Raw genomic sequence first — 26034 nt, forward strand, 5'->3', positions numbered from 1 at the left:
AGATTGTTTTTAGTTTGTTATTATAAAAATAGTTCAAGCAGGCAAGGCAATCGCTGAGCATTCAGTTCGCTGAGTGCTTAGAGGAAAGTCCGAACACCCATTCTAAGCAATTTATGTGCTTAGTTTAAAAAGATAGCGGCTAACAGCCGTCGACCGCAAGGTTAGAGGTGCGAACAGTGACGCCGAAGCTCGAAAGAGCTGAGGCGCCGAGCACTCAGTTTGCTGAGTGCTTGGCGAATCGAGCACGTAAATTTTATGTGCTCGGGTGAAACGGCTAAATCCTTATCGGGTGCAAGAACAAGCATTTCGGCAATCTCCGGATTTGCCGAAATGAAAAAGTGGTTCGCTTTAGTCAAGAAGTAATTCTTGGCATAGATAAATGATTGCCTCCCCGCTAAAAGCGGGGAACAGAATTCGGCTTATTGCCTGCTTGGGCTTTTTTATTTACAAAAAACAAGTTAAAATAAGATTGATGTATTCTAAAAAAATTGTTATCAGTATAAATGAAGAAAAATGGGCTCGCTATCCCATAAAGACGCATTTTATTGAAACAAAAGATAGGCTGGAAGACATTATTGAGAGATATGTTCTTTCTTCTGTTGAGAAAAATGATATTGTTGTTTTATGCCAGAAAATTGTTGCCATTATACAGGGCAAAATAGTTTATAAAAAAGATGTCAGTCCGGGAAATTGGGCTGTGTTTTTATCTAGGTTTGCTAAAAAAACTCCTTATGGTTTTTCAGTAGGCAATCCTTTAAAAATGCAGGTCGCTATTTCATTAGCAGGCCTGCCCAGAATTTTATTAGCAAGTTTTTTAGGAGGTATTGCTAAAATTTTTGGCATCAGAGGAATCTTTTACAGAGTAGCCGGGCATCAAATAAATCAAATAGACGGGTTTTACGGAGATGCATTTCCTCAATATTCTGAAATGGGTATCTTAGGGCTTGAGAATCTTGATGACTTCTGCAATCAATTAAAAGAGAAATATGACGTTTCTTTTGTTGCGGCAGATATAAATGATTTGGGGGGAAATATCTTGGGAAAGAGTGATGATTTAAAAGGCAAGGATAAATTATTGCTTCAGCTCTTAAAAGATAATCCTGCTGGCCAGTCAAACCAGCAGACGCCAATAATTATTTTGCGAAAAAATGATTAGAAGAGTTTTTAATCTACAAACAAAAAACATTAATTCAGCTGCTTTGATTTTGGGCGTGGCTTTTTTAATCAGCGCTCTTTTAGGTTTTATTAGGGATCGGCTTTTAGCCGGGAAATTCGGCGCTGGAGATGAATTAGATATCTATTATGCTGCTTTTGAAATTCCGGATTTTTTGACAATGGTCTTAATGACAGGCGCTATTTCCGCAGCCATTATCCCTATTTTCAGTGAATATTTAATTTCTTCAAAAGAAAAGGCATGGGAGTATCTTTCTAATCTTGTTAATTTGTTTTTGTTTATTTTAATAATTGCTTCTCTTATTTTGTTTATATTTGCCCCTCAATTAATTTCTATAATTACCCCTGGTTTTTCCGGTGAAAAGAAAGAATTAACAATACTTTTAACTAGAATTATGTTTTTAAGCCCGATTATCTTGGGAATGAGCAATATTTTCTCTGCAGTCCTGCGCGTTTTTAAGAGATTTTTCATTACTTCTTTAGCTCCCATAGTATATAATCTTGGTATTATTTTTGGCATTTTATTTTTTGTTCCCTATATGGGCATTAAAGGTTTGGCTTGGGGAGTAGTATTTGGAGCTTTCCTGCATTTTTTGATCCAGATTCCGATTTTATTTAAAACAGGATTTAGGCATCAAAAACTTTTTAATTTTTTTGAACCGAGTTTTAGAAAAACAATAAAACTAACCATTCCCAGATCCATAGGTTTGGCAGCTGCTCAAATTAATTTAGTAGTAGTGACCATAATTGCTTCTACTTTGAGCGCTGGAAGCATAGCTGTTTTTAATTTAGCTGAAAATCTTTCACGTCCTCTTTTGACATTAGCGGCAATCTCTTTTTCCACTGCTGCTTTTCCCAGTTTAAGCTTGTCATTCGCTAAAAAGCAAAAAGAAAAATTTGACAAAATTTTTCTCTCTGTTTTTTATAAAATTCTTTTTTTAAGCTTATTTTTAAGTATTCTCCTTTTTCTTTTTAAAGAAGAAGTAGTCAACATTATTCTGGGAGTGGGGAGGTTCAGTTTGCTTGATGCGCAATTAACTTCTGCTTGTCTGGGAATGCTTTGTTTCGGCATTTTTGCCCAATCATTGGTTCTTTTAATCGCTAAAACATTTTACGCTGTCCAAAATACTAAGATCCCGGCTTTCACCAGTGTAGCGGCAACCCTGTTAAATATTTTTCTTTGCTTTTATTTTGTTCATTTGCTTTCTTTCGCTAATTCTTTCCAGCAGTTTTGGACAGGTTTTCTTAATATTGAGAGTTTAGCAAATATTCAGGTTATTGGCCTGCCTTTAGCCCTGTCTCTTTCAGCTATTTTTCAACTTGCCTTGCTTTTAATATTTTCAACCAAATTAAAATGGAACCAATAAAAAAACAGATTCGCAATTTTGTAATTATTTCGCATGTGGACCATGGCAAATCTACTTTAGCAGACAGGTTTTTAGAACTGACTAATACTGTTCCAGACAACAAAATGCAGGAGCAGTTTTTAGATATGATGGATTTGGAAAGAGAAAGAGGAATTACAATCAAACTTCAGCCAGTTAGAATGGAATTAGATACAGATAGTTTAAAAATTAAAAATTTAAAATTAAAAATTCCAGATTCAAAATTTATTTTGAATCTGGTTGATACTCCTGGACATGTAGATTTTTCCTATGAGGTTTCCCGCGCGTTAGCGGCTGTAGAAGGAGCTATTTTATTAGTAGATGCTGCGAAAGGAGTCCAGGCGCAAACATTGGCTAATTTAGAATTAGCCAAAAAGCAGGGATTAGCAATTATTCCAATAATTAATAAAATTGATTTACAGCAAGCGAGAACCGAAGAAACAAAGCAGGAATTAGCTAAGCTCTTAAACATTTCAGAACAAGACATCCTGTCTATTTCTGCTAAAAAAGGCATTAATATTGAAAAAGTTTTAGAAGCGATAATTGCCAAAGTAAAGCCTCCAGAAATAAATCAGGACAGGCCTTTGCGAGCTTTGATTTTTGATTCAAAATTTGATTCTTATAAAGGAGTAATTGCCTATGTCCGAGTTATAGACGGCCAGATCAGCAATGATGAGAAAATATATTTAATGGCTTCTGAAACTGAATCAAAAATAAAAGAACTCGGTTATTTCAAGCCGGAATTGTCTCCCCAAAAAAAGCTATCAGCTGGTGAAATAGGGTATATTGCCACTGGCATTAAAGAACCTGGAAAGGTGAGAGTAGGAGACACCATAACCAAGTTAAAAGTTAAAAGTGAAAAGTTAAAAATTGTTGATATTGAGGCGTTGCCGGGTTATAAAGAGCCGAAGCCGGTTGTTTTTATAAGCGTGTATCCAGAGAATAGTGATAGATACGGCTTACTAAGAGAATCTTTGAACAAATTGAAGCTTAATGATGCTTCTTTGTATTTTGAGCCGGAACATAAGGAGATTTTTGGACAGGGATTCCGCTGCGGATTTCTTGGTTCTCTTCATTTAGAAATTACAGTAGAACGTCTTCACCGGGAATTTGATTTAGATTTAGTAGTTTTTTCGCCTTCAGTTGTTTATAAAATTATAGATAAAGTGGATAAGGAAATTTTTGTTTATTCATCAGCTGAATGGCCGGATCTCGCGATAATAAAAGAAATTCAAGAGCCGTATGTGAAGCTGGAAATAATCTGTTTTTCAGACGCCTTAGGCAATATAATGAAAATCTTAGATGAATTGCAAGGCAGGTATATCAAGACAGAATATCTTGGGTTAAATAAACCGCTATTGACTTATCATATTCCTTTAAGAGAAGTAATCACTGGTTTTTATGATAAGCTTATGTCTGTGAGCCAAGGTTATGCTTCTATGAATTATGAAATTTTAGGATATGAAAAATCCGATTTAGTCAAACTAGAAATATTAATAATCGGAAAAAAAGAGGAAGCATTTTCAAGAATCGTTCCAAAAGAAAAAGCATATCCAGAAGCAAGGACATTTTTAAAGAAAATAAAAGAAGTGCTGCCTCAGCAGCAATTCAGTGTTCCTTTGCAGGCCGTAATTGGCGGCAAGATAATTGCCAGAGAAACAATCAGCTCCAGAGGAAAGGATGTTATTGCTCCTCTTTACGGCGGCGATTATAGCAGAAAAAGAAAACTTTTGGAAAAGCAGAAAAAGGGGAAAAAGAAACTCAAGGAAAAAGCCCAGATTAAAATCCCTTCCGATGTTTATCTAAAAGTTTTGAGTTAAGGGTGTATTGAAATAATGAGGAAATTTTATTAGGATAAAATTAGAAAAGAGGGGCGAAGAGGAAGCCAATCATACCTAAAACAACCATGGATATTAAAATAATCCAGATTGCTTTAAAAATTGTTTTTCCTTTAATTTTAGACATTGTTTTATGATAACAAAAAAAAGAAAATATGGAAAGAAAGGAGATAATGATTTGCGTTCATTATTGTATTTTCTGTTTTTTTTGATTTTTGTATTTGGGATAATAAGTTATCTGATTATTTCTAATTGGAATATAACTCAAAAAAGAGCTGAACTTCGCTTGCAAAAGCAAGAATTGCAGAGAGAAGTGCAGGCCTTAGAAGCAAGAAAGGCGCAGCTGGAGGCTGGAGTTTATCAAACAACCCAAGATGAATATTTAGAGGAGAAAATCAGGGAGCAGGGCTATAAAAAGCAGGGCGAGGAGGCAGTGGTAATTAAAAAAGAAATAGAGGATGAAAATCAGGTACAAAAAGAACGAGGTTTTTTAGATAAATTTTTAGAAAAATTTATCGATAAATAGTCCATATTTAGATATATATGTCCAGCCTTCGCTGACTTTGCGGGCTTTGCCCGCCGAAGCCAGCTACGGCTGGCGAAGGCGGGATTAGTATAGTGGCAGTACATGACCTTCCCAAGGTCAGGGCGCCGGTTCGATTCCGGTATCCCGCTATTTGCCGGGATAGCTCAGTGGAAGAGCAGCGGTTTCGTAAATCGCAGGTCGAGAGTTCAAATCTCTCTCCCGGCTCTTTTTTTCCGATTAATGTTTTAGGCAAGGACATTTGTCGGTTCGTTAATTGATAATAATTGTAGCATTTCATTGGGTGTTTTTCCGTTCAGTCCGCAGTGCTCAAGGTTATTATATTCATCATTCCATACTTTTATTTTTCTTTCCAGTTCTTTTAGATTTCTAAAATCACTTCAAACTCTTGACAAGATTTTAATGGTATATTATAATACAAGCGTTAGAGAATAAAAATAGTTTTTTGAAAAAAATAAATAATATAAAGGTTATTAAAGGAGAGAGTAATAACCATTAGCCATCAAATTTGATGATTATAATCATGTTTAAATAGGCGACTCTCTCTAAGAGTCGCTTATTTAAATAAAAGTTATACATGGTAGGGAGAGGGATGAAGAGGAGAGAGTACCCTGGATTTGCGGAGACCAGCAAAATAATGCTGTAGGCAGGAATCGTTAAAGGTTGCTTGCCATTACTACTCTAATCTGGAGTATCAAAAAAATCTTCTTCATCCCTTTCCTTAATATAAGAGGAGAGAAATAATAATAGTTCTTTATTCAAAATAGTTCTTTAATACAAGCGATGAACGGGATTAAGGATTGAGCAATTAAACCCTGAATAAGAGCAATCTTGTATAGGGTAGAGGAGAGAGGTAATCCTTAGTTAGTTCTCGCAAAACAAAAATTAGTAGTGAGTGTCTGCTTCGGAGTTCTCGGAGCGACGGTTCCGGAGATGAAAGCCTCTACGCTGTTTTTGGCGAAGATGAAGCCGCCTATGGAACTGTAGGTGGCTTGGAAGGACAGGAAGAAGTGCAGGAAACAACAGAACAACTGGTGGAACGGTACGAAATTCGCGACGGCATCGCCGTAGTGGATGTCAGAGATGTCAGTGATGATTACGACCGCACACAGCTTTTAGTGAAAGGAGAACAAATGGCTCCCACGAAGACAGCAGTGCTTTTGGGTAAAAACCCAGAAAGCGAGGAGATAGTCACGATAGCGACGATGGACAAGGAACTCAATTTGGTGAACCTGTTTGGTCTGCCAAGCGGAGCGCCATTCAGGATTAGTTTGCCAGTCGCAGCTGGTTGGACAATAGAGAAAGTGTTGAAAGCACTTTCTCACTAAAATCAAAATTTTGAAGGAAGTATACTCATTCCTTCCTCCTCTTTATTTTTAAGCTCACAAGACTTGTCCTGAGCTTGTCGAAGGATTGCGGGTTTAAAAATGAAGAATTCAAAGAGACCAGAAGCGTTCTCGCAGTAGATAAGAAATCTCTCTCCTCTCTGCTGTGAGAACACTTTTGGTCTTTTCTTTTTGGCGATTTTTGCTATAATTGTAAGTGAAGAAGAAATACAAGAATTTATTCTTGTATTTCAACTGAACGAGCAATTAGAAGGTTCTGCCGAGTAGAGCGAGGTAGGTTCTTATACTAAAATTGTATGAAGGATTTTGAGGAAAACATCAGAAATTTAGAAGATAAAATCCTCTATTTAGAGGACCGTCTTTGACTTAGCTAAGAAACAGGAAAAAATCAAAGAATTAGAAAAAAAAGCCCAAAGGCCTGATTTCTGGAATGAAAGAGAAAAAGCAGCTGAAATTTCCCAAGAATTAGCTGATTTGAAAGAAGAAACAGAAAAATTTGAAAAATTTAAAAAGGATTTAGAGGAATTAAAAGAAATAATTAAATTAAATGACGAGAGTTTAGAAAAAGAAATTGAAGAAAGAATTTTTCAAATTGAGAAAGAAATAAAAAAACAAGAACAGAGAACTTTTCTTTCTGGCAAATATGACAAAGGTAATGCCATACTTTCTATTTATTCTGGCGCTGGCGGACAGGATGCCCAGGACTGGGCAACAATACTTTTACGTATGTATAAAAGGTATACTGAAAGAAAAGGATTTAAAACAAAACTTTTACACCAGTCATTTGGCGAACCAGGCGGTCCAGAAGGAAGAATAGGCACAAAATCAGCGACTTTTGAAATAAAAGGAAAGTATGCTTATGGTTTTTTGAAAAAGGAAACAGGAGTTCACCGTTTAGTAAGAATTTCTCCTTTTTCTCCGCAAAAACTTCGCCATACCTCTTTTGCCTTGGTTGAAGTTCTGCCAGAAATTTCAAAAATAGATGAAGAGGAAATGAAGATTAAGCCAGATGACTTAAAAATTGATGTTTTTCGGGCTTCTGGTCCTGGAGGACAGTATGTCAACAAAAGAGAATCAGCAATCCGCATTACTTATATTCCAAGCAATACTGTGGTGAGCTGCCAGAGTGAACGCTTACAGGGATTGAATAGGGGGAAGGCAATGAAATTATTATATGCCAAACTTTATCAATTAAGAGAAAAAGAAAGACAAAAAGAAGTTAAGAAAGCAAAGGGCAAATCAATTTCTGCTGAATGGGGAAATCAAATCAGGTCATATGTTATTCATCCTTATAAAATGGTAAAAGATTTAAGAACAGATGTGGAAACCTCTAATGTGGAAGATGTTTTAGACGGAAACTTAGATAAGTTCATTGAGGCAGAAATTAAAAAATAAACAATGATTAAATTTGAAAATATAACAAAAATTTATCCGCCAGACAATGCTGCCCTTAAAAATATTTCTTTAGAGATAAAAGATAAAGAATTTGTTTGTATTGTGGGCAGATGCGGCGCGGGTAAAACAACCATGTTAAAATTGATTTTAGCAGAGGAAAGGCCTGATTCCGGTAGAATTTTTTTTCAAGAGAAAAATGTTAGTAATATTAAAAGGTGTTATCTTCCAGAATTCCGTAGAGCAATTGGAATTATCTTCCAGGATTACAAACTTCTTCCTTCAAGAAATATTTACGAAAATATTGCTTATATAATGGAAGTTATGGGGGTAAGAGACGAGGATATCAAAAGGGATGTGCCCCAGGTTCTTGAGATTGTAGGATTGTCTGACAAAGCAGAAAATTTCCCGGTCCAGCTTTCCGGAGGAGAAAAGCAAAGGGTGGCTATTGCCCGCGCTTTAATTCACAGGCCTAAATTGATAATTGCTGACGAACCAACCGGCAATCTTGACCCCTATCATACACAGGACATAATAAAGCTTTTGGAGAGAATCAATGAATTAGGGACAACGATTATTTTAGCCACTCATTACAAGGAGACAGTTAATGGTTTGAAAAAGAGGGTCATTACGTTAGAAGACGGCAGAATAATTAGAGATGAGGAAAAAGGCCGTTTTATTATTTAATCAAAAATGCCTATAATAATCTCATTAAAGCGAATATTTAATGCAGGATGGAAAGGTTTTTATAAAAACATAGGGCTTTCAATTGCTACAGTTTTTATTTTGGTCTTAGCTGTTTCTTTAGCAACTTCGCTTTTTATTATAAAAGACATCACAAAGCTTGTGATTGCTGATTTTCAGGAAAAAGTTGATATTTCTGTTTACTTCAAAGAGGATTGTTTAGAAGAAGATATTTTTGTAATCAAAGAAGAGCTTGAAGCATTCTCTGAAGTAAAAAAAGTGGAATATGTTTCAAAAGAGCAGGCGCTTGAAGCTTTTAAGCAAAGGCATCAGGATGATGAGGTTTTAATGGGTTCATTGGAAGAATTGGGAAGAAATCCTTTTTTTGCTTCTTTGAACATTACATCTTGGCAGCCGTCCCAATACGAAGAAGTTGATAATTTTTTAAAAAATGCTGAATTCAACGAAAAAATAGCAAAAATTGATTATTTCCAAAAGAAACCAATCATTGAAAAAATATTTTCCATAAGCTATCAAATTAACACAACAGGAATTATTTTGGCTTTGATTGTTTCTATTATTGCTATTTTAATTGTTTTTAACCATATTAAGCTGGCGATTTTAAATTATCATAAAGAGGTTGAGGTTCAGCGCCTGGTCGGAGCTGCCAATTGGTTTATAAGGGGACCTTTTGTAATCCAGTCAATACTTGCCGGCATATTTGCCGCTATTATTTGTCTTTTGTTTTTTACTGTAAGTATTTTCTTTTTAAGTCCTCAAATCGGAGAGATTGTTTCAGGATTTAATCTTTTTGAATATTTTGTAAGCAATTTATTTATTATATTCTTAATACAGCTTTTAACAGGCATTGGCTTGGGAGTAATCTCCAGTTTAATCGCCATCAGAAAATACCTAAAGGTGTAATTCTTGGAAAGCTAAATATTGCCGGGTCGGCTAATGGTAGGCCAAATGCCCCTGGAGCATTGAATCTTGGTTCGAATCCAAGCCCGGCAGCCGTCATATGCTAAGTCAGGTGATTGAGCCGCCTAAAGGTCGCCTCCGCCAATTGGCGGAAAGGCGGTTTTTTTTAACACTTGACGAACACCCTGAGGGGGTATAATATGAAATTATACAATTAGAAAATAAATATATGAGAAAAAACACAATAATCCAACGTTTAAACATTGTCAAGGGTCAAATTGACGGATTGGCTAATCTTATAGAGAGAAAGGAGGATTGCCGCAAAATAACAGAGCAATTTTATGCAATCAATGTTGGTCTGAAGAAAGTAATTGAAATGTATTTCAAGGACAATCTATCTTCCTGCCTAAAATCCATCAATCTTAAAAAAAGAAAAACTATTGAGTTTTTATTAAAAGAAATAATTAAAAATAAATAATTTTTATGTCAGATTTAATTTTAACTGATAAAAATTTCTCAGAAGAAGTTTTTAAAAGCCAAAAGCCAGTTTTGGTTGATTTTTGGGCCGAGTGGTGTGTGCCCTGCCAGATGATATCTCCAATTCTTCAAGAAATTGTTGATGAATTTGGAGAAAAAATAAAAATAGGCAAGATTGATGTTGATAAAAACCCTTTAATTTCTGCTACTTTCTCAATAGATGCAATACCAGCATTAATTTTATTCAAGAATGGAAAAATAGTCCAAAGATTTATCGGAGTTCAACCAAAGGAGATTATTACAGAAGCTGTTGAGTCTGTTATTGAAAAAGAAAGTTAAAACCAATTTTATGACTAAAAAAATTGAAAAAATCACAATTTTAGCCGGGATAAATAAATTCGGTAAAAAAGAAAATTTTGAAAAAATTGATATAAAAAAGGGAGAAGTAGTGGCGATTGTTGGCCATACTGGAGCAGGTAAAAGCCAGTTTCTTTATGATATTGAAAGATTGGCCCAAAAAGACACCAAAAGCCGACGAAAAATTTTAGTCAATGATGAAATTCCTGACAAAGAAATAAGGTCTAATCCAAAAAGAAAATTAATCGCTTCATTGGCCCAAAGCATGAATTTTTTAACAGATATATCTGTTAAGGATTTTTTACAGTTGCATTTGGAATCTCGCGGGAAGAAACCAAGACAGGGATTGCTTGAAGAAGTAATAGAGGAAGCTAATAAAATTACCGGCGAGGCAATTTCTCCTGAAATGAATTTGTTAAATTTATCCGGCGGGCAAAGCAGAGCCCTAATGGTTTCTGATGTGGCTAATATCAGCATTTCGCCCATTATTTTAATTGATGAGATAGAAAATGCCGGTATTAAAAAAGAAGAAGCAATTAAAATTTTAGTAGAGGAGGGCAAAATTATTTTAATTGTTACCCACGACCCTTCTTTGGCATTAAACGCTGATAAAAGAATTATTATCAAAGATGGAGGTATTGTTAAAATTCTAAATACTTCTTTAAAGGAAAAAGGTATTGCCTATTACCTTAATTGGATAGAGGGCTATAGCTTAGATATAAGAGAAAAAATAAGAAAAGGTGAAGAAATTAAAAACATAGAAATATACTGCGAACCAATTAAATCTAAGAATAATCTCTAAAAATAACATGAAATTTATAATTTTTGCCGGAACGCCCGGTTCAGGCAAAACAAGCATAATTAAATATATAATTCAAGAATTAAAAGATGATTTCAAATTGTTTTTCGTTAAGTTTGATTGTCTGAAGACATCAGACAACGAACATATTGCTAAAAAATATAAAATTCCTGCCATTAAAAAATTAGCTGGAGAACTTTGCCCAGACCATTATACCGCTCTGGAAATTCCCAAGATAATTAAAGAGAACCAGGATAAAAATATTATTATTTTAGAAACTGCGGGCCTGTGTCTTCGTTGTTCTCCTTATATTAAAGAAGGGCTGGGGATCAATATCTTGGATATTACTTCGGGAGATCCTTTTCGCTACGGTCCGATTTTAACCGATGCGGATGTTGTGGCTGTTAGCAAAGGCGATTTAATTTCCCAAGCGGAAAGAGAAATTTTTAGAGCAAAGATTTTAAAGGTTAACCCTAAAGCAAAAATAGTGGAAGCTAACGGGCTTACCGGAGAAGGAGCCATTGATATCGTAGAATATATAAAAGCATCATCTTATATTGAAAAAGATAAAAAATTAACACTAAAACATTCTATGCCTTCGGCAATCTGTGGTTATTGTTATGGAAATAAAATAATTGATGAAAAAGAAACACAAAAAAGATATTTAGCCGGCAAGGAATTGAAAAATTTAGTTCCTAATTTAAATTGCGGAAAATGCGGATTCAAATCTTGCAATGAGTTTATCAGGGCGGTTTTAGACGGAAATGCAAAAAATGAACAGTGTCCATTTATTAAAAAAAAGGTTGTTGATAAAAAAGTATGATAGAGAAAAAACAAAAATTTGAACAATTGCTTGAAGAATATGAAAATTACGCAGAAAAAAACGGTTTTCGTTTAAATCCAGATCGAAAAGTAGTAAGTTATTTGATTAAAACGTTGCTGGAACGAGAAAGAAAATATGGCAGGAGGTATTGTCCGTGCCGTCGAATTAAGGAAAGCGAAAAAGAAAATAGCAAAATTGTTTGTCCTTGCCTTTATTGTAAAAAAGAAATTAAAAAAGACGGACACTGTCATTGCTTTTTATTCGTAAAATAATCTTAATAAAAATATGAGCAAATTTAAAATTAATAAATCAAAATGCGCTGGATGTGGAGCTTGCGTTGAAGTTTGTCCTTACGGGGCAATTAAAATTGGGGAAGATGGCAAAGCGGTCATAGATGAAAAAAAATGTCAAAATTGTAGCAAATGCAAAGAAATTTGTCCTTTTAACGCTATAATTAAAAAATGAACTGGTAATTTCAATTTCGATTAAAGGATATTAGATTTTTGTTAGACGGGTTCGAACAAACTCTATCATATGGAGCAGGCTAGTGAGGCGTTCGGAAGACCGAGGGGACTAGCTGTCATATACTAAGTCAGATGACAGAGCCGCCCAGCACTGGGTCATTTTTATCTATCGCCAAAGAGGCGATTTTTTGGTTTGGTCTTGACTTTTTTGTTTTTAAAATTAGTATTAAAAATACAGCACATAATATATGAAAAAGAGGTGAGAGGATGAAAAAAAGAATAGGAAAATTTGTTTTTGGGGCTTTAAGGACAGGTATTCTATTATTCATCGGGATAGGAATACTTGGTTTGGTGATAGATTCAATACTAAAGGGAAACAGTTTTTTTTTAGGTCTGATTCCAGGATTGCAGAATCAACCAATACTTGTCAAAGCAGGTCTTGGGCTTCTGTTCTTAATAGTCATAGGAGCAGTCATAAACTCCTTGATGAGCAAAGGAAAGCAACACTGAATTTTGACAAGATTGACTTCAGTAGGACATCTTTCAGAAAACCTATTGAATGCTCAGGTAGTAGGGATTGAGGTATTTCCTGGAAAATATCTTTTGGGCTTTACTAATAACGAAGTGATTTCCAACCCTAAAGTTAATCTTGTTCCAGTGATGGTCCCGAACACACCTGTTCCCTTTACCGGATTTACCTTTTTGGTAGAGAAAGAGTCCCTGAAAGAAATTGATATGAAGCCCTATGAAGCATTTGCTGTATTGGCAAGCGGAGGATTTTTAAGATAACATTTAAGAGAAGCTTAGAATAAAATTCTAAGCTTATTTTTTATTTAAAATTATCGCCAATTGGGCTTGGCTTGACAGATATCTCTTTGTTTTGATATACTAAAATAACTTACCACTCGGTAAGTAAATCTTAAACTGACTATAAAATTATGGCTATTGAAAAACAACAAGAAGATATTATTCAAGGCACCAAAAAACACATTATTGAAGTCGCTGGTAGACTTTTTTCAGAATATAGCTATTTAGGCGTTTCCATGAGTGATATCGCTAAAAAACTTAATATTACTAAAGCCGCGCTTTATTATCATTTCACAGGCAAGACAGAAGTTTACATGAAAGTGCTTGATGAAGTTTTTGGCAATTTAAGTTTGTCGCTTGGAGAAGCGTTTAACGAGAGGACAATTAACAAAAAGTTGCATAAGCTTATTAAGAATTATTTAGATTTTGGTTTTAAAGAGAAAAATCTTATTAAATCTTTAATGTTGAAAATATCGCCAGCTGATCCCCAGATAGGAAAACACATTATTCAATTAAGAGAACAAACTATTAACTTAATTCAACCAGTAATTAAAGAAATGATTGCAAACAAAAAATTAATACAAAAAGTTGATAGCAAATTATTGACTTCTCTGCTTACTGGAATGATGGATGGATTACTTTTAGAATACTCATTTTTAGATAAAAAAATTGATTCAGAAAAAGTGTCAAATCAAATTATCGCAGTGTTATTTCAAAATGTCGATGAATAACAATATAGGATTTTATTAAGTTATGGAATTATTAACTATTACAAACCTTCATCCTCTTGCATTCATTGTATGGACAGCAATGGGAGTAGCTTTAGTATATTACTGGCTGTCCAGTTTTGGTCTATTTAAGTAAAATGTTAAGCATTATTATACCTACCTTAAATGAAGAGGAGTATCTTCCTTTTCTTTTAGGTTCAATTAAAAAACAGACCTTTCAAGATTATGAGATTATTGTTGCTAATGCAAATTCCAGAGACAAAACCAAACAGATAGCAAAAGAGCAGGGATGTCTATTAGTGCAAGGAGGTTTGCCTTCTGTTGGTCGAAATAGAGGAGCTGAGGCTGCTGATGGAGACCTGCTTTTATTTTTAGACGCCGATGTTATTTTACCACCCAACTTTTTAAAAGAGATTTTAAGAGAATTTAAAACAAGTCAACTTGATATTGCTTCCTGCTTTGTTTCGCCTTTGAGTGATAAAGGAATTGATAATATACTTTATGGTTTTGGCAATCTGTATTACGCAATGAGTCAGCATATTGAACCTCAAGCTCCAGGTTATTGCATTTTGATTAAAAAAAAGATACATCAAATAATAAATGGTTTTGATGAGAAAATAAAAATAGCCGAAGATTGGGATTATATCAGCAGAGCAAGCAAAGAAGGTAAATTCAGATTTCTTTCTAATGGTAAAATTTTTGTGTCTATGAGAAGATTTGAAAGAGACGGAAGGATTAATGTCGCTTTTCAACGAGTAATAGGAACAATATATGTCTTTTTATTTGGAGGAATTAAATCCGATGTCCTATTTAAATATTATCGCTTCGGAGATTATCCTGAGAGAGCGCTAAAACCAATTGTTAACTGTTATACAAAGTTTTTTAATCAAGTTAGCGATAAATGGTTTAAGGATTAATTATGGATAAGACAGTATTTAGGCAATCAAAAGGGTATTTCCAAATGTTGAGAATTAAAGATTGGATAAAATCAACCTTTTGGATTCCGCTTATTGGAGCGGTTTTAGTCCACACTTCTTTGCAAAGTTTTTTTCTTATCGCTATAATTTATTTTTGCGCCACTGCTTATAGTTTTGTTATAAATAATTATTTTGATATAGAAATTGACAAAAAACATAAAGAGAAAATTAAAGCAAATACAAATCCGTTGGCTCAAGGCATTATATCTAGAAAAGGCACTCTGATGCTTTTAGGAATTTTATTGTTCATTCCTCTTATTTTAGCTATTCGGATGAGTTTTATCGGATTTATTCTTGTATTATTAAGCATTTTTGCCTCTACTCTTTATTCTGCGAAACATATTCGGCTTAAAGAAAAACCTGGTTTAGATATAATTATTTCTGGACTTATGTTTGGATTTTTTCCTTTTTTAGCTGGAGCGACTTTAGCTGGAGGAGGTCTTAATTTTCCTATAATCTTAGTTGGAATTTTGTTTACAATATTAAGCAGCACAGGTCTTTTAGCTCATCAGGCAGTTGATTATGAGCAGGATTTAGGAAACACAAAAACTTTTGCCATAAAAATCGGTCTAAAGATGAGTTGTATCTGCTTAATTTTATTTATCGTAGCCTCTTTATTGTGTTTTGAGTTTATATGCCAATTTTTTACTATTGAGTGGTGGCTTCATTATTCTATACTTATGTTTTTAGCATTTTGCTTTCCTCTTCGCTATATTAAAGAAATTAAAAATATAATTAAAATATGTTTTTTAAGAGAATCCCCAAATTTGTTTTAGAATGTCTGCCAGTTATTTTATTAACTGGAATATACATAAATTTTGCCAGGCTGGTTGAATTTTTTAAAAGACCCGATTACGATTGGCTTTTAGCTTCTATTGATCGGTTTTTATTTTTTGGGGAACAGCCAAGCTTTCTTTTAGAAAGATTTATTTCACCTTTTTTAACCGAATATATGAATTTCAGTTATGGATTTTATATTTTTTTATTTCCCATTATCTTAGGGCTATTTTATTTCCAAAGAAAATATCAGGCGTTTTACTCTTTAAGAAGAGCTTTAATTATAGCCATAATGATTAGTTTTGCCTTTTATTTAGCAGTTCCTGCAGTTGGTCCATATATTATTTTTAAGGATTTTTATTCAATTGAATTACAAGGCGGATACATTACTAAAGCCACTCAGAAATTATTAGATTTGTTTCTCTATAATAGAGGTGAATTTCCCAGCTTGCATGTTGCCCTCAGCGCAATTATTTTATTTTTTAGCTATAAATATTCCCGCAAGTTATTTATTTTTTATTTACCTTTGATACCAAGTCTTTGGTTTGCCACAATCTATCTTAGGTTTCATTATTTCGTTGATATAATAGCTGGATTTCTTTTAGCTTTTTTTGCTATCTGGTTAAGTTTAAAAATTCAAAATAATGATAAACTCAAAAAAAGATGGACATAAATTTTTATCTTATTTTTGAAATTTTATGCGTAGCAGCCTTTCTGCTTATTTTTTTAAGGGCTATTTATCAAAGAAATAGAGGAACTATTTTTGAACTATTAGCTGCTTTTGCTTTTGGTTTACTTTTAGAGATAATTAATATTTATTTTTTTCACGCTTACTATTACAGTGATCAATTTTTATTGAGAATTTTTGATGTGCCTATAGCAGTTGGTCTTGGCTGGGCAGTGATTATTTACAGTGCCATGCTTTTGTCAGACCAATATAGGGTTTCTTGGACAATTAAACCTATTTTTGATGCCTTTACTGCTTTAGTTTTGGATTTGTCTATGGATGCAGTGGCTATTCGGCTACATTTTTGGCATTGGCAAATTCCTCTTGATCAGGAATGGTATGGTGTCCCTTTTGAGAATTTATTTGGCTGGATCGTTGTTGTTTTTAGTTTTTCTTTTATTATTCGTTTTATCCGCACACTCAATCCTAAAAGATTTTTAACTAAAATACTCCAATGCTTTAGTCCTTTAATTACTTACGGTCTTTTTTATCTTGGATTAAATCTTTTTTTGATATTAGCCATTGCTCCTTTCCAGATTAATTATTTAGGTGATTGGTCTCACCTTTTTAATCTGTGCTTTAAACACGATATTGCCATTATTTATCATCCCCAAGTGCAGTTTTGGAAAATGGTTATTTTAATTATCATTATTATAGAGATGGTTAATATTATGGCTTATAAAGTGTTGAAATCCAAAAATATTATTCAATGGCACTTTGATGTTCTATCCTTCAGTATTTTAACAGCCATGCATTTATTATTTATGATTAGTTTGGTGATAACTAATATTTATCAAACCTTGCCATTTTTGCTTTTTATAGCAATTTTTATGTTTTTAGTTCATTTGGCCTTGCACTTTGCGCCATTATTTTTACAAAAAGAAAAACATATCTATTTTTTTAGAAAAATCTCGCCTCAAATTATTAAGACTAAAAAGCAAATAGAAACTATTATTGAATCTAAGCTAAAATAATTTAAGAATTAGAAAATTGTATATAATAAAAGATTTTAAAGTTGCATTATTTTTGGGATACAAATCAATTGTAAATGGTCATAAGGGCACCATTGTTTTAATGATTTTCATTCTATCATTGGCTTTTGTTAATTTGGTATTTGTGGCCTCTATTTTAAATGGCATTACAGATACTATTAATAATCAACTTATTGATAACTCGGTAGCTAATATTATTGTTGATCCCCAAGAGGAGCCAAAAAGAAAAGACTATATTTTACACGCAAAAGAACTGCGGCAAAGCATTGAAAGTCTGCCAGGTGTGGTTGCAACTATTGCGCACTATAAAATGACCGCTACTTTTGCCTATGATAAAGATAAAGATGGTGATTTTAAATACGGCACATGGGAAGTCATCGGCATTGATCCAAAAGAAGAACCACTGGTAACTGGAATCTCAAATCACATTATTATGGGTCGTTATTTAGAAGGACGAGGAATTGGCGATATTGTCTTAGGTTCTGATATTGCTGGCGGTTACGGAGCGCTTGAAGAATTTAGAAGTCTTGGGGGTGTAGGGGTTGGTGAAAAAGTAAGACTTAACTTTGGCAATGGAATAACAAGAAAATATACTGTTCAAGGTATTTCCAAAGTGCGATTTACTCTTATTGATCAGATAGCTTATATCACCGCAAAAGAAGCAAAGTCAATCCTGCAAACCAGTGATGATAGAGTTTCACAAATCTTGGTTAAGATTGATGAGACCGGCAATGAAGATTGGTATATTGAGAAAATTAGAGAAATGGCGCCTAATTTAAAAGTTAGGAAATGGACAGAATATACTAGCATAGTCGGCGATCTTACAAAAAGTTTTGATTTAATAGCGGCAATGATCAGCCTTATCGGTTTAGCCGTGGCCGCTGTTACAATTTTTATCTTAATCTATGTCAATGCGATAAATAAAAGACGCCAAATCGGAATTTTAAAAGCAATCGGCATTAAAGAAAATATCATTATTATTTCTTATATTTTACAGGCATTATTTTATGCAATTTTTGGTATTGTGTTTGGCTTTATTATAATGTTTTATGCTGTTGAACCGTATTTTATAAATCACCCATTAGCATTTCCTATCGGTGATATCACTTTAACTATTAAAGAATTTCAAGTTCTTCAAGGCGTTTTTGGTCTTTTGGGCGCAGCTTTTGTGGCTGGACTTATTCCAGCATGGCGTGCGGCCAGAGAAAATATCTTAAAAGCTATTTGGGGAGCATAAATAAAAATATGAGTATTTACGTTGAAGTAAAAAATTTAAAAAAGATTTATCACGGCAAGGTTCCAACACATGCTTTGAAAGGTGTCACTTTTGATGTTAAAGAAGGTGAATTTGTGGCAATCATGGGTAAGAGTGGCGGTGGAAAATCAACATTACTTCACCAGCTGGGACTTTTAGATATTCCCACAGAAGGAACATTGTTAATTGATAATACTGAAGTTTTGAAGTTAAGTAATCATCAAAAGACTTTATTTAGACTTCAACGTTTGGGTTATATTTTTCAAGAATACGCACTGATTTTTGAATTGACAGCGTTGGAAAATGTTTTATTGCCAGCATTTGCTTTAAATGGCTCACAACAGAGCTATAGAGAAAGAGCAATTGATATGCTTGACAAGGTTGGCTTAAAAGAACGAGTAGATCATCGCCCCCATGAATTATCTGGTGGTGAACAGCAAAGAGTGGCGATTGCCAGAGCCTTAATTAACAACCCAAAGATTTTGTTTGCTGATGAGCCAATGGCGAATTTAGACACTAATTCTTCAAGACAAATTTTAGAACTTTTCCAAAAATTGAATAAAGAATTAAGGCAAACAATTGTTATGGTGACACACGAACCAGATGATCAAAAATATGTTGACAGAGTTATTTGGATTAAAGATGGGTTGATTGAAAAGGAAGAGAAAGTCGTCTAAGAAATTAAATTTGTCACTATACAGTTAAAATAGAAAAGTTTTCTACTGGATAATTTTTTTGCTTAAAAAATAGCGGATAGCAGAATGAGTGTACCCGAAATGTCGCTCAACGAAGATGTCAAATGAGGAGGATTTTGAGAAATGGTGAGTAGCAGGGTAGAGCAAAATCTGATATAATGATTTTAAGCTTATGGGCTTAAATCTGGGATGTAAATATACTCGGTTTGGCTTTGAATAATCGTTCTAACATCCTTCACGATGGTCAGCCATCATATACTAATTCAGGTGACCGAACCGCGTAAAAAAATTAAAAAACCTGTTGATGTTTGACATCAACAAACCGTCTCACCAAAGAGGCGGTTTTTTGTTTTCGGACTTGACTTTTTTGTTTTTAAAATTAGTATTGGAAATACAGTACATAATATATAAAAAAGAGGTGAGAAGATGAGAAAAGAAATAGGAAAATTTGTTTTTGGTGGATTGAAGATCGGGATAGTAGTGTTATTGCAATAGGACTGGTAGGTTGGATTATAGGCCTGTTATTAATGGGGATTAATCTTTTTTTAAGATTTATTCCTGGCTGGCAGAATCAAGGTTTATTGATAAAAACAACCGTAGTATTTCTGGTTTTAATTGCTGCGGGAACGGTTATAAACCTTCTATATCACTACCTAAAGATAAAAATAGATGAAAGAGAGTCAATGCTGATAGATTGGCTAAAAATTCTGTTTTCTTTCAAGCACATCTCTGAGAATATAAAAAAAGGCATACCCTGTATTGCTGAAATAGGAGGTGTCTATCTTGTAGGATTTGTTAATGGAGAGTATTTAGACAATCCCGATTTACAGAATGTTCCGGTGTTTGATCCTACTAGTCCAAATGTAACTACAGGAATTGGCCCGATGGTGCCTAAGAAAAAAGTAAAAAAGCTTGATATAACCAAAGCGGATGCAATGACTTACGTTATAAGTGCAGGGTTTGGGAACACAGATAAAGCAATAAAAAGCATAAACGACACCATTGAAGAGTATAAAAGACAAAGAAATGCTTAGAATTTAGAATAAAATTCTAAGCTTATTTTTTTAATTAAAGTTATCCATAATTTGGCCTTGACACGATTTTTGAAACATATAAACTGATAATTGCCTACTGGCTAATAAGTTAACCAGTAGATAAGAAAGGAGATAGCTTTTTTGTAAAAAAATATGGGGGAGTAATTAAGAAGAAAGAAAAATTTTAGGAGGTAAAAAATGTTTCCTGTGTATGATGTAGAGGAATTAAGAGAACTTCTTGGTATAGAAGAGATAGGAAAAGAGATGCAACGACCATGGGCAAGAGTTTGTATGTTTTTTATAATTCCTCTTGTAATAATAAAAGAGGATATAAAACAACTCTTGCACACAAAAGTCAAAAGAAAGAAGATAGAAAACGAGAGACAAAAATAGAAAAGAGCATAGACAAAATCTAACTATGCTCTATTTTTTATTAAAGTATCTTTTACTCTCAACGGTTTTTTGGTAGAATTGAAATAATGAAAATTTACATAGAGAAAAATAAATTTAATGAAAATTTATATAGCTTTATGAGAGATTGCGGGTATATGTCTTTTCATGACAGCTATATAAGGCATTTGGCTCCAAGCGGTTATCCACGGTTCCATATTTATACAAGCGAAACAGATGATAAATATATTCTCAATCTGCATCTTGATCAAAAGAAACCAAGTTATGGCAGAGAAAGCGCGCATAGCGGAGAATATGACGGACAGGTTGTGGAACAAGAAGCAAGAAAAATACAAAACAAGATTGACCAATTTTAAAAATGTTTAAGGTCAGGTTTAAAACTATTTAAATTTGACAAAATTATACTAAAATAGAGGTCAGGAAAACAGGGTCAGGAGCCTTTTTGAACTGAAAAGTGAAAAATAGGGGAGACCGAGAGGCATTGTGAGACACTCCTAAAAACGGCTAAATTTTCCCTTAAAGTCTTGGTTCAAGACCGAGCTTGCCAGCCATCTTGAGCGCGGTTCGTGTGACCGAACCGCGTAAAAAAATTGCCACCTCGGTAAATTTTCGATATAGTGAAAATATCGATAACATAAAACAATCTTATTTTTAAAAACTTATGGGAAAAGAACCAGAACCAAATATCTACGAACAACCTAAAAAAGAGGAATCCAAAATAGGACAACCCAAAATTGAGGAGGTTAAACTTGAAGGCGGGGGACAAAGAGAAAAAGAGCAAGCGCCGGAAGAAATTGAGGGCGATTACCTTATGATGACCTATTTAGATGAGAAGGGAGGTATCGGTGAGGGAATTCCTTTAGAAATTTCCCGTGTTAAAAAAGCGACTTTAAGAAAATCTTTAATAGAAAAATAGTATCAGTGGAGGGAAATAGTCAGGAAAATAGTGTCAACTTTGATTTTTCAAAATGCCGTTATACAAAAAATATGTAAATGGATAGAAACGAAAAAAAATATACTCATTAGCACTGTCTCATTTTAGCTTAAAACGCATCGACTGAGACGCACCCGCCTTGCCGGCGAGGCAGATCGGTGAAACACTCCCAAAATAGTCGAATTTACCCTTAAAACACGGGTTCTAAACCGATTATGGCAGCATAGAAATCTGAAGCACAATAAAATTACTTAAAGATTACTTATTATTTTTATCATTTTATGGAATTCAAGAATTTACTAAAATTTATAGAAGATGAAGACAAAAGATTGATTAAATATTATGGCTATTCAGATAAAGAAAAAAGAATTCTTGCTAGAACTGTTAAATTAACAGAAGAATTAGGCGAACTTTGCGATGAGGTTCTCTCTTATAATTCTCTTCAAAGACAAGATAAACTCAATAATAGAGAAGAAGAAAATCTATCTAAAGAGTTTGCAGATGTTGTTATTACTGCATTTCTTTTAGCAAAAGCAATGGATATTGATATTGAAAAGGCATTGGGAGAAAAAATTGAAGAGATTAAGAAAAGATATGAAAAATGATTGTAAACTTTAATCAAAAGACCTGTTGATGTCTGACATCAACAGGACCCATTGCCAAAACGGCGGCTTTTTTGTATTTTTGGTATTATTAGAATAATACTCCGGGGGTTGAATTTTATTTCCTTCAAGTTTATACTATAATAAAAGACGAAGTCTATCCTTAAAAAGGTCGAATTAAGAAAAGAATACATTTTATAAAATTAAAATAAAAGATAAAATGAAAAAAATTATTGCTATTCTTTTAAGCGCAGGTATTTTATTTACTGTTTTATGCGCGCCTGTTTCTCTTTCAGCTAAAACAACAAACGATTCTTCTGCTCAGGAACTTATCCAGACATTACAAGAGCAGATTGAAAATTTAAAAACCCAGATAGAAGCATTAATCATAAAGATAGAATCGTTGGAACAAGCAAGGCTAGAAGCAAGGGAGACAACCAAAGAGATTAAAGGAACCTTAAAATTAATCAGACATTTGCGTGAGGGTATGAGCGGTGAAGACGTTACGTTGCTGCAAGAAGTATTAGCAACAGACATAGATGTTTATCCTGAAGGACTGGTTACAGGATATTTTGGCCCATTGACAAAAAATGCAGTAAAAAGATTTCAGAAAATAGCAGGTATTGAACAAGTTGGATTAGTCGGACCAAAAACATCAGCTAGGATTAATGAGTTACTTCTTGTAGGAGCAGGTAAATCCGGCAAAGTGCCACCCGGTCTTTTAATTGCTCCGGGAATTAGAAAAAAACTCGGCTTTACTCCTCAAGCATTACCCGGACAGGAACTTCCTCCTGGTATTGCTAAAAAATTGGATGGAGGAACATTCGGAAAAGACACTATGCCGCCTGCTATTTCAAATGTTACAGCAAGTAACATTGACGCTATATCAGCCGGAATTACCTGGACCACTGACGAGAAAGCAGACAGCAGGGTCTGGTATAGCACTACAACTCCACTTGTTGTTGTAACTGGAACCATGAACGCAATTTCTACTCGTTTTGTGTTAAGCCACTATGTCGCATTATCTAATCTCATCTCTGATACTATCTACTACTTTATAGTAAATTCTACTGATAGAGCAGGTAATAATGACATTAGCGAGCAAAAGACATTTACTACATTAACTACAGAAGAGCAGGGATGTATAGATTCTGGAGGAGAAGTATCAACATCAATGTGTTGTAAATCAGCCAGTGATTTCCCAAATACCTGTGCTATCGGTGCTTGCGGTTGCTCTTCAGAAAATAGTCATGAAGTGAAAGTTTGCAATTGCGAAACTGATAAATGTTTTAACGGAACTGCTTGTGTAGACATTGAGTAATATTATCTCTCAATCAGATAATCATCATTCAGACCTTACAGTTATGACTTCTTGCACGAGGCAGCAATTTCGCTGCCTCGTGCTTTTGTTTTTCATTGAAAAAAACCAAAAAATGAGTTAAATTAAACGTATAAAGCATAAACTCTATTATCAATGTTAGGGAAAATGGGGTCAACTCTATTTTTTTAGGGAAATTGGCTTAACTTTTTATTATGTTTAAAGAATTTAATGTTTCAACAGAAAATAGGTATCAGTTGATTGATATTACTGAAAAAGTGGAAGAAATAGTTAAAGAAGGCGGCGTTAAAAACGGCTTGGTTTTTATTTTTGTCCCTCATTCTACGGCCAGCATTATTTTGACCGAGAACGAAGAAGGATTAAAAAGGGACTGGCTTGAAATCTTCAAAAAGCTAATATCCGGGATTGATTTTCAACACAACAGAATTGATAATAATGCTGATTCTCATATCCTTTCCGGCTTGGCTGGTCAAGGGAAGATTTTGCCGATTAAAGATGGTAGAACTATAAGAGGGACTTGGCAGCAAATTTTCTTAGTCGAATTTGACGGTCCAAGAACAAGAAAAATAATAGTAAAAATAATAGAAGGTTGAAATATGAAATTCGCTGCATTGGATATTTACTATTGGCGGATAAAAAAAAGCAGGAGAATTTTAATAAATCTCCTTTTTTGATTTCGTTTTTAATTTTGTGGCTATCTTTAAGCGTAAAAAGAAAGATCCTTGTCTTTTGTGGTATTTGGGACCAGAGCTATTACATTTATATTGAGTCCACATCCAATTTGCTGTCTAGCTAGATAATAACCGGCTAAAAGCGATTTCAAGTCGAACCCTCCTTCTTTAGATAGTTTTTTTATATACTCCGAAATTTTGTCTCCTTTCATAAGGGCGATTTTTTCTACTAAATCTTTGAGTTTTTCTTCTTCTTTTCTCTTCAGACCTAATGCCTGCCCTACAGTTTCTCCAACCATTTTTTTTATCTCCTTTTTAAATGTTCAGTAATTTCATAATAAAGTTTTTTTAAAAAATGTCAAGTTTTTAAAACCAAAAGATTGAAAGAAAGTTAAAAATAAGTTAAATTAAAAGCATAGAGTATAAACTCTATTATCGATGTTAGAGAAAGATTTTGAAAAATTAGTTAAAAAAGCCATTGTGAGATTACCTAAACATATCCAAAAGAAAATGGATAATGTGGCTATTGTAACCAAGAAAAAACCTTCTCAATATGAATTGGAAAAAACTGGGATAAAAATAGGAGGAGCGCTTTTAGGGCTTTATCAAGGAGTTCCTAAAATAGCTTGGGGCAGGGGTTTTGGCATGATACTGCCAGATAAAATTACTATTTTCCAGGACTCAATTGAACAAATGGCTTCTTCGCAGGATGAAATAAAGGAATTAGTTAAAATCGTTGTTTGGCACGAAATTGCCCACCACTTCGGCTTTAATGAAAGCCAAATCCGCAAATTAGAGGCCAAGTGGAAAAAGAGATAATTCAAAGAACCTGTTGATGTTTGACATCAACAGGCCTCATCGCCAAGAAGGCAAGTTTTTTGGTAGAATATAAAAATAGGCCTAGATTTTGTTTTTTACGATGAAAAATAAGAAGTTGACCAGGAATTTTTATATTAGGGAAACCTTGACTTTTGTTTAGGTTGAGATAAGGTGAATATACCTTAAAAATTTGGGAGAAATCAGATGAAAGAGATTAGTTTATTGAGAGTTGAATTGTTTTAGCGCTCAGTAAATTAAAAACTAAAGAGGTGATATAAGATGAGTATAAAACAGGAAGCAATAATTCGGGAAATCGTAGGATTGATAGTATGGATGGCAGTTATATTAGGTGTGATATATGGCATAAACGGAATGGTAGGTTGATGAAATAAAAAAGCCCATTATGGGCATTTTTTTTATTGCTAAAACCTTTTTTTTATTTAAAGATAGTGTATAATTAAAAAACCATGGAACAGATTCAATTATTTATTATTGATATTATTAAAACTTATAGTATAAGTGTTTTTTGGATTTTAGTTTTATTTTTTGGAGCTAGGGTTGTGCTGAAAAAAATAGTTAGAAAGATGATTAAATTGGTTGAAGATGAAAATTATGAAGATAAATCAGATTCAGAGAAAAGAGCTGAAACATTGGGAGGTATAATTATTACCACTGGTAATGTTGTTATCTATATTGTAGTTCTTTTAATGGTTCTAAAGCTTTTTGGCGTGGATATTACTCCGATTTTAGCAGGAGTTGGAATTATTGGATTGGCAGTTGGCTTCGGCGCGCAGTCATTAGTTAAAGATTTTGTTTCAGGCCTGTTTATTTTAATTGAAAACCAATATGGCATTGGAGATAAAGTAAAAATAGGAAGTTTTGAGGGACGAGTTAAAAAAATCACAATGCGCGCTACTGTTTTGCAAGATGATGAAGGCAAGACATTTCACATATCAAACGGTTTAATTAAGGATGTAGTGAATTTTTCTCAAAGTAAAAAATAGTAAAATACATGAACAAACTCTATACTTTATTAATATTAATAATTTTAATTTCAGGAGGT

The 26034-nt window shown here is 33.8% G+C and carries 32 protein-coding genes, 3 tRNA genes, 1 other RNA gene and 1 pseudogene; 36 read left to right on the forward strand and 1 reads right to left on the reverse strand.

Annotation, left to right across the window (positions count from 1 at the left end):
• Positions 1-34: 34 nt before the first annotated feature.
• From rnpB to KAT95_00520, 34 genes and pseudogenes are all read left to right on the forward strand, one after another.
• Positions 35-437, forward strand: an RNA gene (gene rnpB, locus KAT95_00355) — RNase P RNA component class A.
• Between the two features lie 35 nt (positions 438-472).
• On the forward strand, positions 473-1156 hold the full coding sequence (locus tag KAT95_00360; GenBank protein MCK4520313.1) for a coenzyme F420-0:L-glutamate ligase: 684 nt from the start codon (positions 473-475) through the stop codon (positions 1154-1156).
• Positions 1149-2540: a murein biosynthesis integral membrane protein MurJ gene (gene murJ / locus KAT95_00365; protein ID MCK4520314.1), complete on the forward strand. Its 1392-nt coding sequence runs from the start codon at positions 1149-1151 to the stop codon at positions 2538-2540. The genes KAT95_00360 and murJ overlap by 8 nt, the downstream gene beginning before the upstream one ends.
• Complete coding sequence (lepA, locus tag KAT95_00370; GenBank protein MCK4520315.1) at positions 2528-4378, forward strand: translation elongation factor 4; 1851 nt, start codon at positions 2528-2530, stop codon at positions 4376-4378. The genes murJ and lepA overlap by 13 nt, the downstream gene beginning before the upstream one ends.
• Before the next feature lie 151 nt (positions 4379-4529).
• On the forward strand, positions 4530-4922 hold the full coding sequence (locus tag KAT95_00375) for a septum formation initiator family protein (protein ID MCK4520316.1): 393 nt from the start codon (positions 4530-4532) through the stop codon (positions 4920-4922).
• Between the two features lie 78 nt (positions 4923-5000).
• Positions 5001-5071, forward strand: a tRNA-Gly gene (locus KAT95_00380).
• A 4-nt stretch (positions 5072-5075) separates the two neighbouring features.
• Positions 5076-5147, forward strand: a tRNA-Thr gene (locus KAT95_00385).
• Positions 5148-5932: 785 nt separating this feature from the next.
• The gene (locus KAT95_00390; GenBank protein ID MCK4520317.1) at positions 5933-6268 is read left to right on the forward strand and encodes a hypothetical protein; all 336 of its coding nucleotides are present in this window, start codon (positions 5933-5935) and stop codon (positions 6266-6268) included.
• Between the two features lie 314 nt (positions 6269-6582).
• Positions 6583-7681 (forward strand): annotated as a pseudogene (gene prfB, locus KAT95_00395) (peptide chain release factor 2).
• Positions 7682-7684: 3 nt separating this feature from the next.
• On the forward strand, positions 7685-8365 hold the full coding sequence (ftsE, locus tag KAT95_00400) for a cell division ATP-binding protein FtsE (protein MCK4520318.1): 681 nt from the start codon (positions 7685-7687) through the stop codon (positions 8363-8365).
• 6 nt (positions 8366-8371) lie between these two features.
• Positions 8372-9286 (forward strand): permease-like cell division protein FtsX, encoded by a 915-nt coding sequence (locus KAT95_00405; GenBank protein ID MCK4520319.1) that lies wholly within the window; start codon positions 8372-8374, stop codon positions 9284-9286.
• Between the two features lie 19 nt (positions 9287-9305).
• Positions 9306-9376 (forward strand) — tRNA-Gln (locus KAT95_00410).
• Positions 9377-9512: 136 nt separating this feature from the next.
• The gene (locus tag KAT95_00415; GenBank protein ID MCK4520320.1) at positions 9513-9761 is read left to right on the forward strand and encodes a metal-sensing transcriptional repressor; all 249 of its coding nucleotides are present in this window, start codon (positions 9513-9515) and stop codon (positions 9759-9761) included.
• 5 nt (positions 9762-9766) lie between these two features.
• Positions 9767-10099 (forward strand): thioredoxin, encoded by a 333-nt coding sequence (trxA, locus tag KAT95_00420; protein ID MCK4520321.1) that lies wholly within the window; start codon positions 9767-9769, stop codon positions 10097-10099.
• A 10-nt stretch (positions 10100-10109) separates the two neighbouring features.
• A complete protein-coding gene (locus KAT95_00425) occupies positions 10110-10919 on the forward strand; it encodes an ATP-binding cassette domain-containing protein (GenBank protein MCK4520322.1) in 810 nt (269 codons plus the stop codon).
• A 7-nt stretch (positions 10920-10926) separates the two neighbouring features.
• The gene (locus KAT95_00430; protein ID MCK4520323.1) at positions 10927-11739 is read left to right on the forward strand and encodes an AAA family ATPase; all 813 of its coding nucleotides are present in this window, start codon (positions 10927-10929) and stop codon (positions 11737-11739) included.
• Complete coding sequence (locus tag KAT95_00435) at positions 11736-12011, forward strand: ferredoxin:thioredoxin reductase (protein MCK4520324.1); 276 nt, start codon at positions 11736-11738, stop codon at positions 12009-12011. The genes KAT95_00430 and KAT95_00435 overlap by 4 nt, the downstream gene beginning before the upstream one ends.
• Before the next feature lie 13 nt (positions 12012-12024).
• A complete protein-coding gene (locus tag KAT95_00440) occupies positions 12025-12204 on the forward strand; it encodes a 4Fe-4S binding protein (GenBank protein ID MCK4520325.1) in 180 nt (59 codons plus the stop codon).
• A 266-nt stretch (positions 12205-12470) separates the two neighbouring features.
• Complete coding sequence (locus KAT95_00445; GenBank protein MCK4520326.1) at positions 12471-12713, forward strand: hypothetical protein; 243 nt, start codon at positions 12471-12473, stop codon at positions 12711-12713.
• Between the two features lie 3 nt (positions 12714-12716).
• The gene (locus KAT95_00450) at positions 12717-12992 is read left to right on the forward strand and encodes a hypothetical protein (GenBank protein ID MCK4520327.1); all 276 of its coding nucleotides are present in this window, start codon (positions 12717-12719) and stop codon (positions 12990-12992) included.
• A gap of 149 nt (positions 12993-13141) precedes the next feature.
• Positions 13142-13741, forward strand: coding sequence for a TetR/AcrR family transcriptional regulator (locus KAT95_00455; protein MCK4520328.1), 600 nt, complete (start codon positions 13142-13144; stop codon positions 13739-13741).
• 134 nt (positions 13742-13875) lie between these two features.
• Entirely contained in the window at positions 13876-14655 is a 780-nt protein-coding gene (locus tag KAT95_00460) for a glycosyltransferase (GenBank protein ID MCK4520329.1), read from the forward strand.
• 2 nt (positions 14656-14657) lie between these two features.
• On the forward strand, positions 14658-15491 hold the full coding sequence (locus tag KAT95_00465; GenBank protein ID MCK4520330.1) for a UbiA prenyltransferase family protein: 834 nt from the start codon (positions 14658-14660) through the stop codon (positions 15489-15491).
• On the forward strand, positions 15458-16165 hold the full coding sequence (locus KAT95_00470) for a phosphatase PAP2 family protein (GenBank protein ID MCK4520331.1): 708 nt from the start codon (positions 15458-15460) through the stop codon (positions 16163-16165). Before KAT95_00465 ends, KAT95_00470 begins: the two co-directional genes overlap by 34 nt.
• Complete coding sequence (locus KAT95_00475) at positions 16156-17193, forward strand: carotenoid biosynthesis protein (GenBank protein ID MCK4520332.1); 1038 nt, start codon at positions 16156-16158, stop codon at positions 17191-17193. The genes KAT95_00470 and KAT95_00475 overlap by 10 nt, the downstream gene beginning before the upstream one ends.
• Before the next feature lie 100 nt (positions 17194-17293).
• Positions 17294-18448, forward strand: a complete 1155-nt coding sequence (locus KAT95_00480) for an ABC transporter permease (protein ID MCK4520333.1) — start codon at positions 17294-17296, stop codon at positions 18446-18448.
• 8 nt (positions 18449-18456) lie between these two features.
• Entirely contained in the window at positions 18457-19143 is a 687-nt protein-coding gene (locus tag KAT95_00485; GenBank protein MCK4520334.1) for an ABC transporter ATP-binding protein, read from the forward strand.
• A gap of 545 nt (positions 19144-19688) precedes the next feature.
• On the forward strand, positions 19689-20195 hold the full coding sequence (locus KAT95_00490; protein MCK4520335.1) for a hypothetical protein: 507 nt from the start codon (positions 19689-19691) through the stop codon (positions 20193-20195).
• Between the two features lie 198 nt (positions 20196-20393).
• Positions 20394-20588 (forward strand): hypothetical protein, encoded by a 195-nt coding sequence (locus tag KAT95_00495; protein MCK4520336.1) that lies wholly within the window; start codon positions 20394-20396, stop codon positions 20586-20588.
• A gap of 86 nt (positions 20589-20674) precedes the next feature.
• Complete coding sequence (locus KAT95_00500; GenBank protein ID MCK4520337.1) at positions 20675-20962, forward strand: hypothetical protein; 288 nt, start codon at positions 20675-20677, stop codon at positions 20960-20962.
• 305 nt (positions 20963-21267) lie between these two features.
• Positions 21268-21522, forward strand: a complete 255-nt coding sequence (locus KAT95_00505; protein ID MCK4520338.1) for a hypothetical protein — start codon at positions 21268-21270, stop codon at positions 21520-21522.
• A gap of 299 nt (positions 21523-21821) precedes the next feature.
• Positions 21822-22145: a hypothetical protein gene (locus tag KAT95_00510; protein MCK4520339.1), complete on the forward strand. Its 324-nt coding sequence runs from the start codon at positions 21822-21824 to the stop codon at positions 22143-22145.
• 217 nt (positions 22146-22362) lie between these two features.
• Positions 22363-23463, forward strand: coding sequence for a peptidoglycan-binding protein (locus KAT95_00515; protein ID MCK4520340.1), 1101 nt, complete (start codon positions 22363-22365; stop codon positions 23461-23463).
• A 212-nt stretch (positions 23464-23675) separates the two neighbouring features.
• The gene (locus tag KAT95_00520; GenBank protein ID MCK4520341.1) at positions 23676-24074 is read left to right on the forward strand and encodes a secondary thiamine-phosphate synthase enzyme YjbQ; all 399 of its coding nucleotides are present in this window, start codon (positions 23676-23678) and stop codon (positions 24072-24074) included.
• 107 nt (positions 24075-24181) lie between these two features.
• Here KAT95_00520 and KAT95_00525 read toward each other — a convergent pair whose 3' ends face one another.
• Complete coding sequence (locus tag KAT95_00525) at positions 24182-24451, reverse strand: hypothetical protein (protein ID MCK4520342.1); 270 nt, start codon at positions 24449-24451, stop codon at positions 24182-24184.
• 139 nt (positions 24452-24590) lie between these two features.
• Here KAT95_00525 and KAT95_00530 point away from each other — a divergent pair, with 139 nt between their 5' ends.
• Complete coding sequence (locus KAT95_00530) at positions 24591-24971, forward strand: metallopeptidase family protein (GenBank protein ID MCK4520343.1); 381 nt, start codon at positions 24591-24593, stop codon at positions 24969-24971.
• A gap of 467 nt (positions 24972-25438) precedes the next feature.
• A complete protein-coding gene (locus KAT95_00535; protein ID MCK4520344.1) occupies positions 25439-25975 on the forward strand; it encodes a mechanosensitive ion channel in 537 nt (178 codons plus the stop codon).
• The last annotated feature ends 59 nt before the right edge of the window (positions 25976-26034 follow it).

It is taken from the genome of Candidatus Parcubacteria bacterium, from assembly GCA_023131895.1.
Lineage (GTDB): Bacteria > Patescibacteriota > Minisyncoccia > Minisyncoccales > JAGMDC01 > JAGLYZ01.